The 15,048-nt window shown below is 65.2% G+C and carries 14 protein-coding genes, 1 tRNA gene and 1 pseudogene; 9 read left to right on the top strand and 7 right to left on the bottom strand.

The features are described from left to right. Positions 1–246: pseudogene (locus tag A3736_RS17170) on the bottom strand (hypothetical protein); the annotation flags it as partial. 122 nt (positions 247–368) lie between these two features. Between A3736_RS17170 and queF the strand changes: the two are divergent. Both queF and A3736_RS12520 read left to right on the top strand, forming a co-directional pair. Then, positions 369–827, top strand: coding sequence for a preQ(1) synthase (gene queF, locus A3736_RS12515; protein WP_067683455.1), 459 nt, complete (start codon positions 369–371; stop codon positions 825–827). Next, positions 827–1,630 (top strand): DUF1499 domain-containing protein, encoded by an 804-nt coding sequence (locus A3736_RS12520; RefSeq protein WP_067683457.1) that lies wholly within the window; start codon positions 827–829, stop codon positions 1,628–1,630. Before queF ends, A3736_RS12520 begins: the two co-directional genes overlap by 1 nt. A gap of 10 nt (positions 1,631–1,640) precedes the next feature. On the opposite strand, the gene A3736_RS12525 is transcribed toward A3736_RS12520, so the two are convergent. The 4 genes from A3736_RS12525 to A3736_RS12540 form a co-directional block, all read right to left on the bottom strand. After that, complete coding sequence (locus tag A3736_RS12525; protein WP_067683601.1) at positions 1,641–2,741, bottom strand: NAD(P)/FAD-dependent oxidoreductase; 1,101 nt, start codon at positions 2,739–2,741, stop codon at positions 1,641–1,643. 106 nt (positions 2,742–2,847) lie between these two features. Then, positions 2,848–2,923 (bottom strand) — tRNA-Thr (locus A3736_RS12530). 36 nt (positions 2,924–2,959) lie between these two features. Further along, the gene (locus tag A3736_RS12535; protein ID WP_233999378.1) at positions 2,960–3,835 is read right to left on the bottom strand and encodes a hypothetical protein; all 876 of its coding nucleotides are present in this window, start codon (positions 3,833–3,835) and stop codon (positions 2,960–2,962) included. Beyond that, positions 3,825–5,144, bottom strand: a complete 1,320-nt coding sequence (locus A3736_RS12540; RefSeq protein ID WP_067683463.1) for a replication-associated recombination protein A — start codon at positions 5,142–5,144, stop codon at positions 3,825–3,827. Before A3736_RS12540 ends, A3736_RS12535 begins: the two co-directional genes overlap by 11 nt. A gap of 88 nt (positions 5,145–5,232) precedes the next feature. Between A3736_RS12540 and A3736_RS12545 the strand changes: the two genes are divergently transcribed. Beyond that, positions 5,233–5,670, top strand: coding sequence for a hypothetical protein (locus A3736_RS12545; protein WP_067683468.1), 438 nt, complete (start codon positions 5,233–5,235; stop codon positions 5,668–5,670). A 1-nt stretch (position 5,671) separates the two neighbouring features. Here A3736_RS12545 and A3736_RS12550 read toward each other — a convergent pair whose 3' ends face one another. Next, positions 5,672–6,832: a glycosyltransferase family 1 protein gene (locus A3736_RS12550; protein WP_067683472.1), complete on the bottom strand. Its 1,161-nt coding sequence runs from the start codon at positions 6,830–6,832 to the stop codon at positions 5,672–5,674. Between the two features lie 209 nt (positions 6,833–7,041). On the opposite strand from A3736_RS12550, the gene A3736_RS12555 reads away from it, so the two are divergent. The 3 genes from A3736_RS12555 to A3736_RS12565 all read left to right on the top strand — a co-directional run bounded on the left by A3736_RS12555 (position 7,042) and on the right by A3736_RS12565 (position 11,087). Further along, positions 7,042–8,202: a phosphoserine transaminase gene (locus A3736_RS12555; RefSeq protein ID WP_067683474.1), complete on the top strand. Its 1,161-nt coding sequence runs from the start codon at positions 7,042–7,044 to the stop codon at positions 8,200–8,202. Between the two features lie 121 nt (positions 8,203–8,323). Next, the gene (gene serA, locus A3736_RS12560; RefSeq protein WP_067683476.1) at positions 8,324–9,907 is read left to right on the top strand and encodes a phosphoglycerate dehydrogenase; all 1,584 of its coding nucleotides are present in this window, start codon (positions 8,324–8,326) and stop codon (positions 9,905–9,907) included. Positions 9,908–9,974: 67 nt separating this feature from the next. Further along, positions 9,975–11,087 carry an ATP phosphoribosyltransferase regulatory subunit gene (locus tag A3736_RS12565; protein ID WP_067683478.1) on the top strand — a complete coding sequence of 371 codons (1,113 nt, stop codon included), beginning with the start codon at positions 9,975–9,977 and terminating at the stop codon, positions 11,085–11,087. Positions 11,088–11,177: 90 nt separating this feature from the next. On the opposite strand, the gene A3736_RS12570 is transcribed toward A3736_RS12565, so the two are convergent. Further along, entirely contained in the window at positions 11,178–11,993 is an 816-nt protein-coding gene (locus A3736_RS12570; protein ID WP_067683480.1) for an aldo/keto reductase, read from the bottom strand. Between the two features lie 138 nt (positions 11,994–12,131). Here A3736_RS12570 and A3736_RS12575 point away from each other — a divergent pair, with 138 nt between their 5' ends. The 3 genes from A3736_RS12575 (at position 12,132) to A3736_RS12585 (ending at position 15,031) form a co-directional block, all read left to right on the top strand. Then, positions 12,132–13,421: an adenylosuccinate synthase gene (locus A3736_RS12575; RefSeq protein ID WP_067683482.1), complete on the top strand. Its 1,290-nt coding sequence runs from the start codon at positions 12,132–12,134 to the stop codon at positions 13,419–13,421. A 49-nt stretch (positions 13,422–13,470) separates the two neighbouring features. After that, positions 13,471–13,974 (top strand): murein L,D-transpeptidase family protein, encoded by a 504-nt coding sequence (locus A3736_RS12580; RefSeq protein WP_067683484.1) that lies wholly within the window; start codon positions 13,471–13,473, stop codon positions 13,972–13,974. Between the two features lie 91 nt (positions 13,975–14,065). Beyond that, the gene (locus tag A3736_RS12585; RefSeq protein WP_067683486.1) at positions 14,066–15,031 is read left to right on the top strand and encodes a winged helix DNA-binding protein; all 966 of its coding nucleotides are present in this window, start codon (positions 14,066–14,068) and stop codon (positions 15,029–15,031) included. The last annotated feature ends 17 nt before the right edge of the window (positions 15,032–15,048 follow it).

Below are 15,048 nucleotides of genomic sequence, written 5' to 3' on the forward strand. Positions count from 1 at the left end.
CGTCCGGGTGGGCGCGGGCGTCGGGGCGGCAGTCGGCCGCGGCGCGGGGCTGGCCGTCGGCGTGGGGCGCGGCGTGACCGGACCGCTTTCGCTGTCCACCGGCCCTTGCGTGGTGGGGCTCGCGGTTGGCGTCGGATTGGGCGGAAGCTGAAAATCCTGCACCGATTGCGCCCGTAGCGCGCCGGACGGCGCCGCAGCGGCAAGAACGAACAGGGGCAAGGCGACAGAGGCGAGAAGGCGGGTCATCATCGGATCGGTTCGGGATTGGGGTGCGAAAGAGCTCGCGAAGTTGCGCTAAATAGGGAGTGAAGCGGGCGCTTGCCAAGCTCTCGCTTGCACCGCGTCCACGATGCGGGCAGAGGCGCGGCATGGGCGACACACCTGATCCCAAGTTTCTCGGCGCGAACACGCCGCTCCCAGCTTCTCCCGAAGAGGCCGAACTCGATTACGTTCCCAATCCGAGGGCGGGCGAGCTTTACATGGTGCGCTTCGCCGCGCCGGAATTCACCTCGCTCTGCCCGGTCACCGGCCAGCCCGATTTCGCGCATCTCGTTATCGATTACGCGCCCGGCGAAACCATCGTCGAAAGCAAGAGCCTGAAGCTCTTCCTCGGCAGTTTCCGCAACCATTGCGGCTTTCACGAGGATGTGACGGTCGGCATCGGCAAGCGCCTGTTCGACGAGATGCGCCCGCGCTGGCTGCGGATCGGCGGTTACTGGTATCCGCGCGGCGGCATACCGATCGACGTGTTCTGGCAGAGCTCCGCTCCGCCGAAGGATTTGTGGCTGCCCGATCAGGGCGTGGCCTCCTACAGGGGAAGAGGGTGATGAGCGATCTGAAGGCTAATCTGCCGAAATACGCGCTGTGGGCGGCGCTGGCGCTGCTCGTCTGGTTCGCCATCGCCGTGTTCGGCCCCAAGATCGGGCTGATCGGCTGGAAGACCGGCTTCGGCTTCATGACGGTCACGGCGGGTCCGTGGCTGATGGGGATCGTGGCGCTGGTGGCGCTGATCGCACTGTTCCTCGCCCTGCGCGGCAATCCGCGCGGGCCGGTCTGGAAGGCCGCGATCGCGCTGGCGATCCCGGTCGTGCTCTTCATGGGCCTGCTGTCCGTCCGCGCTGCGGGGGAAGCCGCGCCGCCGATCCATGACGTCGCGACCGATCTCAGGAATCCGCCCGCTTTTTCGGCGCAGACGATGCAGATGCGCGAGGAATGGGGCGCGAACCCCGTGGTCGATTACGGTACGCCGCTGGGTCAGCTCGATCTGTGGAAGGATCGCGTCGATGGCGATCTCGCCGTGCAGAACCACGCCGACGTCATCGCTGCCAATTATACCGATCTGCGTCCGATCCCGGTCGGCAACGCCACGCGCGAACAGGCGATGAATGCCGTGGTCGCCGCGATGGGCGAAATCGGCCTCGACGATATCCGCGCCGACAATGCGACCGGTATGGTCGAAGGCGTCGCCGAGACGTTCGCTTACGGTTTTCGCGACGACGTGGTTGCGCGCGTGACCGACACGCGCATCGATCTGCGCTCGGCGAGCCGAGTGGGCGTCAGCGATCTGGGCTACAACGCCGATCGGGTGCGCGAATTGTCGGACGCGATCCGCAGCAGGCTCGGAAGCTAAGGACCTGGAATCAACGGCCTGAGAAGCGCGCGATCCAGCGGCGGTCCAGCCAGTCCTTGAGCCGCCGCAGCCAGCGCGCCTTCAGACCGAAGGCGCCGTAGCTGAGGATGCTCGTGCCCCGGCAGGTGTTGAACAGGTAGAAGTCTTTGCCGAACGGCGAATAGGTCGCCAGATCGCTGCGCCCTGCGATCAGGCGGCGCAGATTTGTCGCCAGCACCGGCCCTGCATAGACCGCGTGCACGCCGGAATGGCGCACGCGGACATCGGTGCGCCGCGCGACATCGCCCGCGGCGAGGATCTGGGGAAGGCCCTCCACCTGTTGGGTAGGGCCGACGCGGATAAAGCCGTCTTCGTCCACCGGAAGCCCGCTCTCGCGCGGCCAGGAGGGCGCGCCGCTGCCGACTGCGGCGAGGATCGCGTCGAAAGGTTCGATCGCCTTGTCCTCCACGGTGAGAGCGCCGTGGTCGTCGAATTGCGCTTCGCCGGTGAGGACGGTGATGTTCTGGCTTTCCAGCTCGCGCCCCACCACGCGGCGGGCTGCGGCGGGATGGCCGGGGATGAGGCCGTGTTCGCCTGCGATCAGCACGACCTCGGGCTGGCTCGTGGAATTGCGCGCCCCGAAAGCGAGTTCCACGCCGCCCGCGCCTCCGCCGATAACGGCGATGCGGCGCGGCTCGGCGGTGTCCTCGACTTCGTCCCAACGCTCCATGAAGCCGTCGATCGGCCTTATGTCGATCAGTCGCGGATCGCGTCCGACCAGATTTTCCGCCCGGCCCGCGCCGCCGATGGCGATGGAGCAGACATCGAAAGCGATGCGCTCGCCCGTTTCGAGGAGGACTTCGCGGCTGACGGGATCGAGCCCGACCGCGCGGCAGCGACGCCAGTCGATCCGCGCCTCGCGCACCAGCGGTGCCAGCGCGATGCGGGTCTCCTCGTCGCGATATTCGCCCGCCATCCAACCCGGCACCATGCCCGAATACTGCATCGCGTCACGCGGCTCGACGAGGATCGTCCGTACGGGCGGCGAGCCATGCTTCAACCAGTCGTCGATTACGCCAAGATGCGCGTGGCCCGCCCCCAGAAGGACGATCGTCGGACCGCTGTCGCTCACCCGAGAACCGGTCCGCGACCAGCGGACCGCAAGCGCGACCGCGCGCCCGCAGCGACCAAAGGAAGTGAGAATATCGCGCTCGCAAAAGCGAGCGCCCAAACAAAAATGGTGCCGGTTAGAGGATTCGAACCCCTGGCCTGATGATTACAAATCAACTGCTCTACCAACTGAGCTAAACCGGCCCGATGCGTCATAAGCGCGAGGCGAACGCCCTTCGATCATAGCGCGCCGAAAGTCCAGCCCTCGGTGCGGGCGATGGCGGGCGTAAGCTGCGCCGGAGCCCAGCGACGGGCTTCTCCTGCCACCTTGCGCAGCCATGCGGCGGTCAGCAGCGCGTCGGAAGAATGGTCGTCGATCGCGCCGTCGCCACCAACTGGCGGCGATCCCAATACGGCCAGCGCCTCGTTCAATTCGGCGAAGCTGCGCATCTTGGCTCGCGCGACGCTGCGCCCGGCTTCCAATGCGGCGAGGCTGGTGTAGATTTCGACCGCGACCGATCCCGTGTCGGGCAGCGGATCGATGGGCCAGACGGGCAGCCTACCGCGCAGGCGATGAAGCATACGCATTCCGGTCAGGCTCGACTTGCCGACCTGGGCGGCGCCGACCAGGTTGAAATTGGAGTAGGGTTTGCAGCCCATGGCGGCCTGCGCCTGTTCGGTGACGCGGAAACGGCCACGGCCATGTTCGGCGCCGTCGCAGCGGAAATGCAGTCCCGTTGCAGCGCCGTTGCGAAAATAGGGTGCGAAGCGCGGATCGGCGACGAAGCTTCCCGCTTCGAGGTTCGAATCCTCTGCGCACACCGCGTCGATCAGCGCCCAGAGAGCGGGCGCATCTTTTGGACTATCCTCCAGACCGGGAAAATAGGCACCGCAATCCGCGAAGGGCAGAGCAATGCCGAGGTCCATTCCGACCAGCGTATCGGGCGGCAGATCGTCGCGCAGCAGCGCAAACACGTCCTCGCGCCCCCAGCCGCGCCCGCGATCGATCAGGACGGGCGGGCCGCCCTCGCCATCGGCGAAGGCGAGCGCGATGCCCTTTTGGCGCGGCCCCTTCGCGCCCGACCAGTCGATGGCGAGGAAATGTTTAAACCGCACCCCGTTCCCGCCGCAATTTATCCCAATAATCCAGCCGCTTCTTCACTTCGCGCTCGAACCCGCGATCGACGGGCTGGTAATAGGTCTGCGCGTCCATCTCGTCCGGCCAGTAATCGTCGCCGGAAAATCCTTCCTCCGCATCGTGGTCGTAAGTGTAGCCCGAGCCGTAACCGATTTCCTTCATCAGCTTGGTCGGCGCGTTGAGGATGTTCTGCGGGGGCATCAGGCTGCCGGTTTCCTTCGCGTTGCGGAAACTCGCCTTCATCGCCTTGTAGGCCGCGTTCGATTTGGGCGCGGTGGCGAGGTAGATGCAGGATTGGACCAGCGCCAATTCGCCTTCCGGAGAGCCGAGAAATTCGTAGGCATCCTTTGCTGCCAGGCATTGGACCAGCGCATGCGGGTCGGCCATGCCGATATCCTCGACCGCCATGCGAACCAGCCTGCGCGCGAGAAAGCGCGGCTCCTCGCCCGCGGTCAGCATCCGCGCGAGGTAATAGAGCGATGCCTGTACATCCGACCCGCGCACTGCTTTGTGGAGCGCGGAAATCAGATTGTAATGCCCTTCGCGGTCCTTGTCGTAGACGGCCACGCGGCGTTGCAGGAAGGCGCCCAAAGCCGCGGGATCGAGAGCTGCGTCAAGCTTCGCATTGTAGAGCGTTTCCGCCTGATTGAGCAGGAAACGCCCGTCTCCATCGGCGCTGGCGACCAGCGCGTCGCGCGCCGGATCGGTAAGGGGGAGGGGGCCTTCCAGCTCCTCCGCGCGGGTCAGCAATTGGCCCAGCGCCTCGCGATCGAGCCGCTGGAGGATCAGGACTTGGGCACGGCTGAGCAGAGCGGCGTTGAGCGCGAAGCTGGGGTTCTCGGTCGTCGCGCCGACCAGCGTGACCGTTCCGCGCTCCACGAAGGGGAGGAAGCCGTCCTGCTGGGCGCGGTTGAAGCGGTGGATCTCGTCCACGAACAACAGGGTCCGCTGCCCCGCTTCGGCGGCCTTGTCGGCAGCGGCGAAGGCTTTCTTCAGATCCGCGACGCCGCTGAACACCGCGCTGACGCTTTCGAACCGCATTCCCACGCTGTCGGCGAGCAGGCGCGCGATCGTCGTCTTGCCCGTGCCGGGAGGCCCCCACAGGATCATGCTGGACAGGCGCCCCGCCGCCACCATCCGCCCGATCGCGCCTTCCGGCCCGGTCAGATGATCCTGCCCGATAACCTCGCCCAGATCGGCGGGCCGCAATCGGTCGGCGAGCGGGGCATCCTCGCGAACGGATTCTGGGCGTGATGGGGGAAGCTCGTCGGCGAAGAGGTCGGCCATGGACCAGAACTTAGGTATTGGCGCGCCGATTTGCCATCATGCGCGGTTCGGGTAAGTTCACAACGGGGTCTGAACAGGGGAGGATATGATGGATCGAAAGGTAGGGGCGCCGTGGCATTTGTGGGTGGTTGGCGTGGTAACTTTGCTGTGGAATGCGATCGGCGCGGCGGACTTCGTGTTTTCAAACCTGCGCAGCCCGTTCTGGTTCGAAGCGATGCAATATCCTCCCGAGGGAATCTCCTATCTCGATGCGTTTCCGTTCTGGGCGAGAATGGCCTGGGGCATGGGCACGATCGGCGCGTTTCTGGGCTCGCTCCTGCTGCTGCTTCGCAGCCGCCTGGCCGTGATCGCCTTCGCGCTGTCGCTGGTGGGCATCCTGCTCACCACGATTTACGAAGCGGGCGCGGTCATGCCGCCGGAACTCGAAGCGATGCAGCCCGCATGGTTTCCGATCCTGCTCTGGAGCGTGGCGGTCTTCCTTCTGATCTACAGCTGGTCGCTGCGGCGCAAAGGCGTGCTGCGGTAGATCAGCGATCCGCGCCCCGTTTCGCCTCTCGGTGCAGCCGCAGATAGGTGTCGACCACGGCCTGATTGATCGCATCCCAGGAATAGGCGCGGCTGGCCCTCTCGCCTGCCGCACCGTGGGCATGGCGCAGTGCGTCGTCCCGGCAATAGGGGGCGATCGCATCGGCGAACCCTTCCGGCGATCCCGCATCGACCAACGCGCCCGTCTCGCCATCCGCGACCAGGCTGGCGCTTCCGGTCGCGCCGGCAGCGACCACGGGCAGGCCACTCGCCATTGCTTCGAGCGTGACGTTCCCAAAGGTTTCGGTGACCGAGGGGTTGAAGAAGATATCGGCGCTGGCCAGCGCTCGACCGAGGTCCGGGCCGGTCTGAAAACCGGCGAAGATCGCCTCCGGCATCGCATTCTCGAACCAGGCGCGCGCAGGACCGTCGCCGATCACCAGCACCTTGTGCGGCACACCCCGTTCGCGCAGGAGGCTCATAGTATCGGCGAACATGCCGAGCCCTTTCTCCATGACGAGCCGTCCGAGAAACGCGATGGCGACGTCGCCATCTTCGAGCCCGAATTCGTGGCGCCATTGCGGATCGCGCTTCGCGGGATCGAATATCGACCGATCGACGCCGCGCGACCAGATCGTCACGTCGTCATGCATGTGCTGATCGTGCAGCGTGTCGACCATGCTTTGCGAAGGCGTCACCAGTGCGTCGCACTTGCGGTAGATGCCGCGTAGATACGCTTCCACCACCGGTTCGAGAAAACCCAGGCGGTAATAGCGCGGATAGGTTTCGAAGCGGGTATGGACCGAAGCGAGCACGGGAATGTCGCGTCCGCGCGCCCATTTGACGGCGGCCCGCGCGCTGAAATCGGGCGAGGCGATGTGGACCATGTTCGGCGCGAACACGGCGAGATCGTCGCGCGTATCGGCATCGAGCCCGAGGGGCACGCGATATTCCGAGCGACCGGGAATGGGGACCGAAGGCAGGCTGACGAGATCGCCCTGCGGTTCGAAGGCGGGCGTGTCGATCGTGGGCGAATAGACGCGCAGGGCAGCGCCGCGGCGTATAAGATATTCCGCCAGTCGGTTCAGTGCCTTGTTCGCGCCATCCAGCGTCATATTGTAATTGCCGCTGAACAGGGCGATGCGGAGATCGGTCACATCCATTGCGGCGGGCCATAAGCCAGCGGGTCGCTTTTGGCGAGGGGCGAGAGCAAGCGATCCGGGGTGCTTCATCCGGTTGTCGACCATCCGATTGTTAGACCGCCCTGTCGATAGCGCGTGATTCCACGTTGACTCGCCGCGCCGCAACTTTATTGCCGCCCCTGGGCCACGCGGTCCCAACGCCGCGCGTGCTCTCTGAAAGGAGAGAATACATGACTGACCAACCGACGCTTAAGCCTGAGCGTCCCTTCTTCTCGTCCGGGCCGACTGCCAAGCGCAAGGGCTGGTCCGCGTCCAATCTCAAAACCGAATCGCTCGGCCGCTCGCACCGCAGCAGCCTCGGCAAGGCGCGGCTGAAATACGCCATCGACCTGTCGAAGGAGATGCTCGGCGTGCCGGAGGATTACCTCGTCGGCATCATGCCCGCGAGCGATACCGGCGCGCTCGAATGCGCGATGTGGACGATGCTGCGCCCCGATCGCCCGGCCACCGTGGCGGCGTGGGAAAGCTTCGGCAATGTCTGGATTCAGGATGCGGTCAAGCAGCTCAAGCTGCCCAAGCTGACCACGCTGGACGCCGATTACGGCCATATTCCGGACCTGGCGTCGATCCCGCAGGAAAACGATGTCGTCTTCACCTGGAACGGCACGACCTCGGGCGCGAAGATTCCGAACACCGACTGGCTGGCCGAAGGCCGCGAAGGCGTGACGATCAACGATGCGACCAGCGCCGTCTTCGCGCAGGAGATGGATTGGCCCAAGCTCGATGCCACGACCTATAGCTGGCAGAAGGTTATGGGGTCCGAAGCGCAGCACGGGATGCTGATCCTCAGCCCCAAGGCGGTCGAGCGGATCGAGAGCTACGATCCCGAATGGCCGTTGCCCAAGCTGTTCCGCCTGAAGAAGGGCGGCAAGATCAACACCGGCATCTTCGAGGGCGCGACGATCAACACCCCGTCCATGCTGGCGACCGAGGATTACATCGACGCGCTCGAATGGGCGCAGGCGATGGGCGGGCGCATGGCGATGTTCGAACGCGCCGACGCCAATGCCAAGATCGTTCTCGACTGGATCGAAGCGACGCCGTGGCTGCGCAACATGGTCCCCGATCCCGCGCAGCGCACCAATACGGGCGTCTGCTTCGTGTTTCAGGGCGATTGGTACGAAAGCCTCTCCGCCGAAGATCAGGCGGGCGTACCGAAAAAGATCGCGTCCATGCTCGAAAAGCTCGAGGTCGGATACGATTTCAACGGCTATCGCGACGCCCCGCCGAGCTTGCGCATCTGGTGCGGCGGCACGGTCGAAGAGGAGGATCTGAAGCGCCTCCTCCCGTGGATCGAGTGGGCTTACGAGCAGGTGAAGGCGGGCGCCTAGCCCGACCGCCTCTCCCCGCAGCGGGAGAGGAAAACCTTCTTCATTTTCAATCTTTTGAAGGGGCCGGGGCGGAGTATCTTTCCATCCGGTCTTCCCCCCTTGGAAGGGGGCGGAGTGTATCATGACCAAACCCAAAGTTCTCATCAGCGACAAGATGGACCCCAACGCCGCGCGCATTTTCGAAGAGCGCGGCTGCGACGTCGACGTAAAGCCGGGCATGACGCCCGAGGAACTCGCCGCCGTGATCGGCGAATATGACGGCCTCGCCATCCGTTCCGCCACCAAGGTGACGCCGGCGATCCTCGAGGCTGCGACCAATCTCAAGGTCGTGGGCCGCGCCGGCATCGGGGTAGACAATGTCGACATCCCCGCCGCCAGTTCGAAGGGCGTCGTGGTGATGAACACGCCTTTCGGCAATTCGATCACCACTGCCGAACACGCCATCGCCATGATGTTCGCGCTCGCCCGCCAGATTCCGGCAGCCGATGCGCGCACGCAGGCTGGCGAATGGCCCAAGAACGATTTCATGGGCGTCGAGGTGACGGGCAAGACGCTGGGCCTGATCGGGGCGGGCAATATCGGCTCGATCGTCGCCTCACGCGCGCTCGGTCTCAGGATGAAGGTGGTCGCCTTCGATCCATTCCTGACGGCGGAACGCGCCATCGAGATCGGCGTCGAGAAGGTCGATCTCGACACGCTGCTGGCGCGCGCCGATTTCATCACGCTGCACACGCCGCTGACCGACGAGACGCGCAATATTCTCAGCCGCGAAAACCTCGCCAAGACCAAAAAGGGCGTGCGGATCGTCAATTGCGCGCGCGGCGGGCTGATCGACGAAGCGGCGCTGGCCGATGCGCTCGATAGCGGGCAGGTCGCGGGCGCGGCGCTCGACGTGTTCCAGACCGAACCGGCGAAGGAATCGCCCCTGTTCGGAAAGCCGAATTTCGTCTGCACCCCGCATCTGGGAGCCAGCACCACCGAAGCGCAGGTTAATGTCGCGCTTCAGGTCGCCGAACAGATGGCGGATTACCTGGTCAGTGGCGGTGTCACCAACGCGCTCAACATGCCCAGCCTTTCCGCCGAAGAGGCTCCGAAACTGCGTCCCTATATGGGCCTTGCCGAAAGCCTCGGCAGCCTGGTTGGCCAGCTGGCGCACGGCAATCTGACCCGCATTAGCATCGAGCGGGAGGGCGCTGCAGCCGCTCTGTCGGGCAAGCCGATCGAAGGCGCGGTGCTGGCGGGGCTGATGCGCCAATATTCGGACACGGTGAACATGGTCAACGCGCCCTATCTCGCCAGGGAGCGCGGGCTCGACATCCGCTCGATCCGGCACGAGACCGAAGGCGCGTACAACACTCTGTTGCGCGTGACCGTGGGCACGGAAAGCGGCGACCGTTCGGTTGCCGGCACGCTGTTCGGCAGCGACGCTCCGCGCCTGACCGAGATTTTCGGTGTGCGGATCGAAGCCGAACTGACCGGCCACATGCTCTATATCGTCAACGAGGACGCGCCCGGCTTCATCGGCCGGATCGGCTCTCTTCTGGGCGAGAACGGTATCAATATCGGCACCTTCCACCTGGGCCGCCGCGAGGCGGGCGGGGAAGCGGTATTGCTTTTGAGCGTCGACCAGCCGATCCCGCAGGATGTGGTGAAGAAAGCCTGCGCGATCGAAGGAGTGCGCCGGGTAACGCCGCTGGCCTTCTGATCCTTCCGTCTGCCGACGGGGAGAATTTCGCCTTCCGCTCGCCTCCCGCGCCGATTAGGGGCGGGGCATGACCGACCAAGACGATCTTCTCCCCATCGGCCTCGAAGATGCGCTGCCCGAGCGTGCGGCTGCGATCACGCGGGCGATGCGCGCCGTGCTCGATACGATGGATTCGCACGGCTACGACCGGGTGCGCCCCCCGCTGATCGAGTTCGAGCATTCGCTCGGCGGGCGCATGCAGGGCGTCGCGACCCGGCGGATGGTGCGCTTCACCGATCCCGACAGCCTGCGCACGCTGGCCCTGCGCGGCGACATGACCGTGCAGGTCGGGCGCATCGCGGCGACGGGTCTCGCCACTGCACCGAGGCCGCTCCGGCTCTGCTATGCGGGCGAAGTGGCTCTGCTCCGCGCCGATCAGCTCGATCCCGCCCGCCAGCGCCTCCAAATGGGCGCGGAACTCATCGGCAGCGATGCAGTGGCCGCTGCGAGCGAGGCCGTGTTGCTGGCGATCGCAAGTCTCGAAGCGGCGGGCCTCGCCGACATATCGGTCGATTTCACGCTGCCCGATCTGGTGGATGTGCTGGCCGACGGCGCATTCCCGCTCGATCCCTCGGCGCGCGAGGCGGTGCGGCGTGAACTGGACACCAAAGATGCGGGTGGACTCGCTGCGGCGGGCGGCCACGACTATCTGCCGCTTCTCTACGCGACCGGGCCGTTTTCGGAAGCGGCGGACAAGCTCAAGGCACTCGATGCGGGCGGCGAACTTGCCAGCCGGATCGAGGGGTTGGAGGCGATTGTCGAACGGATCGGATCGCGCGCCCGGATCACGTTGGACCCGACCGAGCGGCACGGTTTCGAATATCAGAGCTGGTTCGGCTTCACGATCTATGCGGCGGGCGCACGCAACGCGATCGGGCGCGGCGGCACTTATACGATCCGCGGCAGCGACGAGGCGGCCACAGGCTTCTCGCTCTATGCCGAGCCCTTGCTGGAAGCGTTGGGGAGCGCGGAGGGTGCGCCGCGCGACACACTATTCCTGCCGACCGACCACGATCCTTCGGTGGCGGCGCGGTTGCGCGCGATCGGCTGGCGCACCGTGGCGGCGATCGACGATGGTAATGACGCGCTTGCGCTCGGTTGCACGCATCGTCTCGATGGAAGCGAACCGGTAGCGCTCTAGCTCTCAGCCGGTCTTTCTGCCGCCGCCACACCCGATCTCATCGCGTGTGGCGAAGGAGACGGGTGCGTCGGCGTCCAGAATTGGGATCGATCAGTTCAATTCTGCGGGGTGCGGGCCCATGCGCCCATCATCGCTGTCGAGTGCGTCGATGCGGCTCATCTGATCGTCGCTCAGTTCGAAGTCGAGCGCTTCGAAATTGGCTTCGATATGCTTGCGGCTCGATGCCTTGGGGATCGGCACCAGTCCGTGCTGGAGATGCCAGCGCAGGATGACGGCGCTGTTCGGACGCCCGGTCTCTTCGGCGATTTTGGCGATCGCGTCATTGTCGAGACCTTCGCCCTGGCCGAGCGGCGACCAGCTCTGCGTGACGATGCCGAGCTCTTCATGCACCTTGCGCAGTTCGCGCTGCTGGAAACTGGGATGCAGTTCGATCTGGTTGAGCGCCGGAGTGACGCCGGTCTCGTCGATGATTGTGCGCAGATCTTCCTCGCGGAAGTTCGACACGCCGATGGACTTGGCCTTGCCCTCGTCGCGCAGCTCGATCAGCGCTTTCCAGGTTTCCACGAACAGGCCGTTATCGGGGCAGGGCCAGTGGATCAGCAGCATGTCGACATGCTCGCGCCCCAGACGATCGAGGCATTTCTGCGCAGCCTTCTTGGTCCGCTCGTACCCCTGGCTTTCGTTCCAGATCTTGGTCTGCAGGAAGATGTCGGACCAGTCGCCGATGCCCTTGCCGACGCCCTTTTCGTTTTCGTAGATCGCCGCCGTGTCGACCAGCCAGTATCCGACATCGAGCGCGGTCTTCACGATTTCGGGCGCGTCGCCTTCGTCGATCTTGTACGTACCGAAGCCGAGCTGGGGAATCTGGCGTTCGTCGTTGAGAGTGAGAGTGGGATAATCGGTCAAATTCTGTCTCCTTTCCCCATCAATGGCCGGGCCGCCCGGTTGTTTCCCGCGCTCTTGCCGCCACCGCCACTTGCCCCGCTCTGCCCCAGCGCCTAACGCCGCACGCGTTTGAGCACCTGAAGGAACGAGCGAGCGCATATGGCCAATGTTACCGTGATCGGTGCCCAGTGGGGCGACGAGGGCAAGGGCAAGATCGTCGACTGGCTGGCGAGCCGCGCCGATGCCGTGGTACGTTTTCAGGGCGGCCACAATGCCGGCCACACGCTGGTTATCGACGGGACGACCTACAAGCTGTCGCTCCTGCCCAGCGGGATCGTTTCCGGCACGTTGAGCGTGATCGGCAATGGCGTCGTGCTCGATCCGTGGGCCCTGAAGTCCGAGATCGAGAAGCTCGAAGGCCAGGGCGTCACCATCACGGACGATAATTTCGCGATCGCCGACAATTGCGCGCTGATCCTGCCGCTGCACCGCGATCTCGACGGGCTGCGCGAAACCGCTGCGGGCAAGGGCAAGATCGGGACGACCGGGCGCGGGATCGGCCCGGCTTATGAAGACAAGGTCGGCCGCCGGGCGATCCGCGTGTGCGATCTGGCGCATCTGGACGATCTGGAGCCGCAGCTCGATCGCCTCTGTGCGCATCACGATGCCTTGCGCGCCGGGTTCGATCAGGAGCCGATCGACCGCGCCGCTCTGCTCGCCGAACTGCGCGAGATCGCTCCCTTCGTGCTGCAATACGCGCAGCCGGTCTGGAAGCGGCTGAAGAAGGTGAGGAAAGCGGGCGCGAAAATCCTGTTCGAAGGCGCGCAGGGCGTGCTCCTCGATATCGATCACGGCACCTACCCCTTCGTCACCAGCTCCAACACCGTCAGCGGCACGGCGGCGGCGGGCAGCGGCCTTGGGCCGAACGCGACCGGCTTCGTGCTGGGGATCGTCAAGGCCTACACCACCCGCGTCGGCAGTGGCCCGTTCCCGACCGAGCTGGAAGATGAAATCGGCCAGCGTCTGGGCGAGCGGGGCCATGAATTCGGCACCGTCACCGGGCGCCAGCGCCGGGTGGGCTGGTTCGATGCCGTGATCGTGCGCCAGAGCTGTTCGATCAGCGGCGTGACCGGCATCGCGCTCACCAAGATCGACGTGCTGGACGGGCTGGACGAAGTGAAGATCTGCACCGGCTATCGCCTGCGCGGACAGGTCTACGATTACCTTCCCAGCCACGCGGCGGACCAGGCGGCGGTACAGCCGATCTACGAAACGATGGAAGGCTGGAAGGAAAGCACTGCGGGCGCGCGCAGCTTCGCCGATCTGCCCGCCAATGCGATCAAATATATCCAGCGTATCCAGGAATTGATCGAAACCCCCGTTGCGCTGGTTTCGACCAGCCCGGAACGCGACGACACGATCCTGATGCGCGACCCGTTCGAGGATTGAGACGTTCGGGATTGACGACATTGCAAGCATGAGGGGCTAGGACGGAATAATGCGCTTCCTCGCCCCTCTTTCGTTGCTGCTTGCAGTCCTCGCTGGCGCTCCGGCTTCGGCCCAGCAGGCGCGAGCGGGAGAAAAGGCCGATCTGGTCGTGGTCGACAAGTCGGAACGCACTCTGTGGGTCTATCAGGATGGCAAGGCGATCCGCACCTATCGCGGCCTCCAGTTCGGCGACGCGCCGCAGGGTCACAAGCGTTTCCAGGGCGACGAGAAGACGCCCGAGGGCCGCTACACGCTCGATTACGCCAATCCCCAGTCTAGCTATTATCTCAGCCTCCACGTCTCCTACCCCAATGCGCAGGATCGCGCCTATGCGCGGGCGCGCGGGCGCTCGCCTGGCGGCGATATCTTCCTTCACGGCCAGCCCAACGGCATGCCCTTCGATGAGCGGGTGGAGGGCGACTGGACCGACGGGTGCATTGCACTCTCGAACCGCGAGATCGCCGAGATCTGGAGCCTGGTGCCCGACGGGACGCCGATCCACATCAGGCCGTGAGACGCCGATAGGTCCAGAATGGACCTCCTCCATTCTTGACATAATCTGGTTTTGTTCTACTTCCGTTTCGTCGTTGAACGGAGAGCAATGCATGGCGCAACTGGCCTATCTGATCGATGCGGAATCCGATTCGCCGGGTGCTTCGGGCGGTGCGCCCTTGGCCGCGCGTAGCCTGTCGCTGTTCGGTTCCGATACGGCGCGGCTGGGTCGGATCGCGGATGATGCGCGGCTCGCCGGGCTGACGGTTCAGGCGATGCGGGCGCTCTCATGCCTGAACGAGGATGCGGGCGGCCTGCTGGGCGATATCGTGGCGGTCGATGCGCCCCTTCTATCCGCAGCGGAGATGGCTGCGCTGGTCCGGCTGGACGAGCGGGTCGCAAGGGCGGGCGCGCAGCTGATCGTGTTGACGAGCGAGGCGGCGCTGGAAGATGTGTTCGGCTGCCTCGAACGCTCGCACCCGCAGATCGTGATCGGCGGCCGCCAGTCGGAAGGGCTGATCGCCCTGGGCGCGGCGCTGGCGCGGCTTCCCGGCCGCCGTGTGCGCGAAATGGATGAGGAGGACCGGCTCGCCTTCCTCAAGCTTACCGAACAATTGGGGCGCCTGTCCGATCGGCTGGACCGCTTCGAAAGCGGCGCCTCGCGGCTCGAATCGCCCGCGCCGGGCTTTCGTGGTGAAAGCGGCGATGCCCGCCGCCGCACGCGCCCGGCTCTGCCCGACGCGCGGCTGGTGCACCGCATCATGCACCAGCGCCGCCTGCGCGAGAAATTCCTGGGGACCGATCTCTTCGCCGATCCAGCCTGGGATATCCTGCTCGACCTTACCGCCGCGCGGGTCGAACATCGCCGCGTTTCGGTGACATCCCTTTGTATCGCTGCGGGCGTTCCGCCGACAACGGCTCTGCGCTGGATCGGACAGATGATCGATAGCGGCCTGCTGGTGCGCGAGCAGGACGATCAGGACCGTCGCCGCGCCTTCATCGATCTGAGCGAGGAAGGTGCCGCCGCCATGGCGCGCTATTTCGCTGCGCTCGATGGCGAGGGCAGTCAGCTGAGCTGACGATAGCGGCCGGATTG

Source organism: Erythrobacter sp. HI0063 (assembly GCF_001635685.1).
GTDB lineage: Bacteria > Pseudomonadota > Alphaproteobacteria > Sphingomonadales > Sphingomonadaceae > Qipengyuania.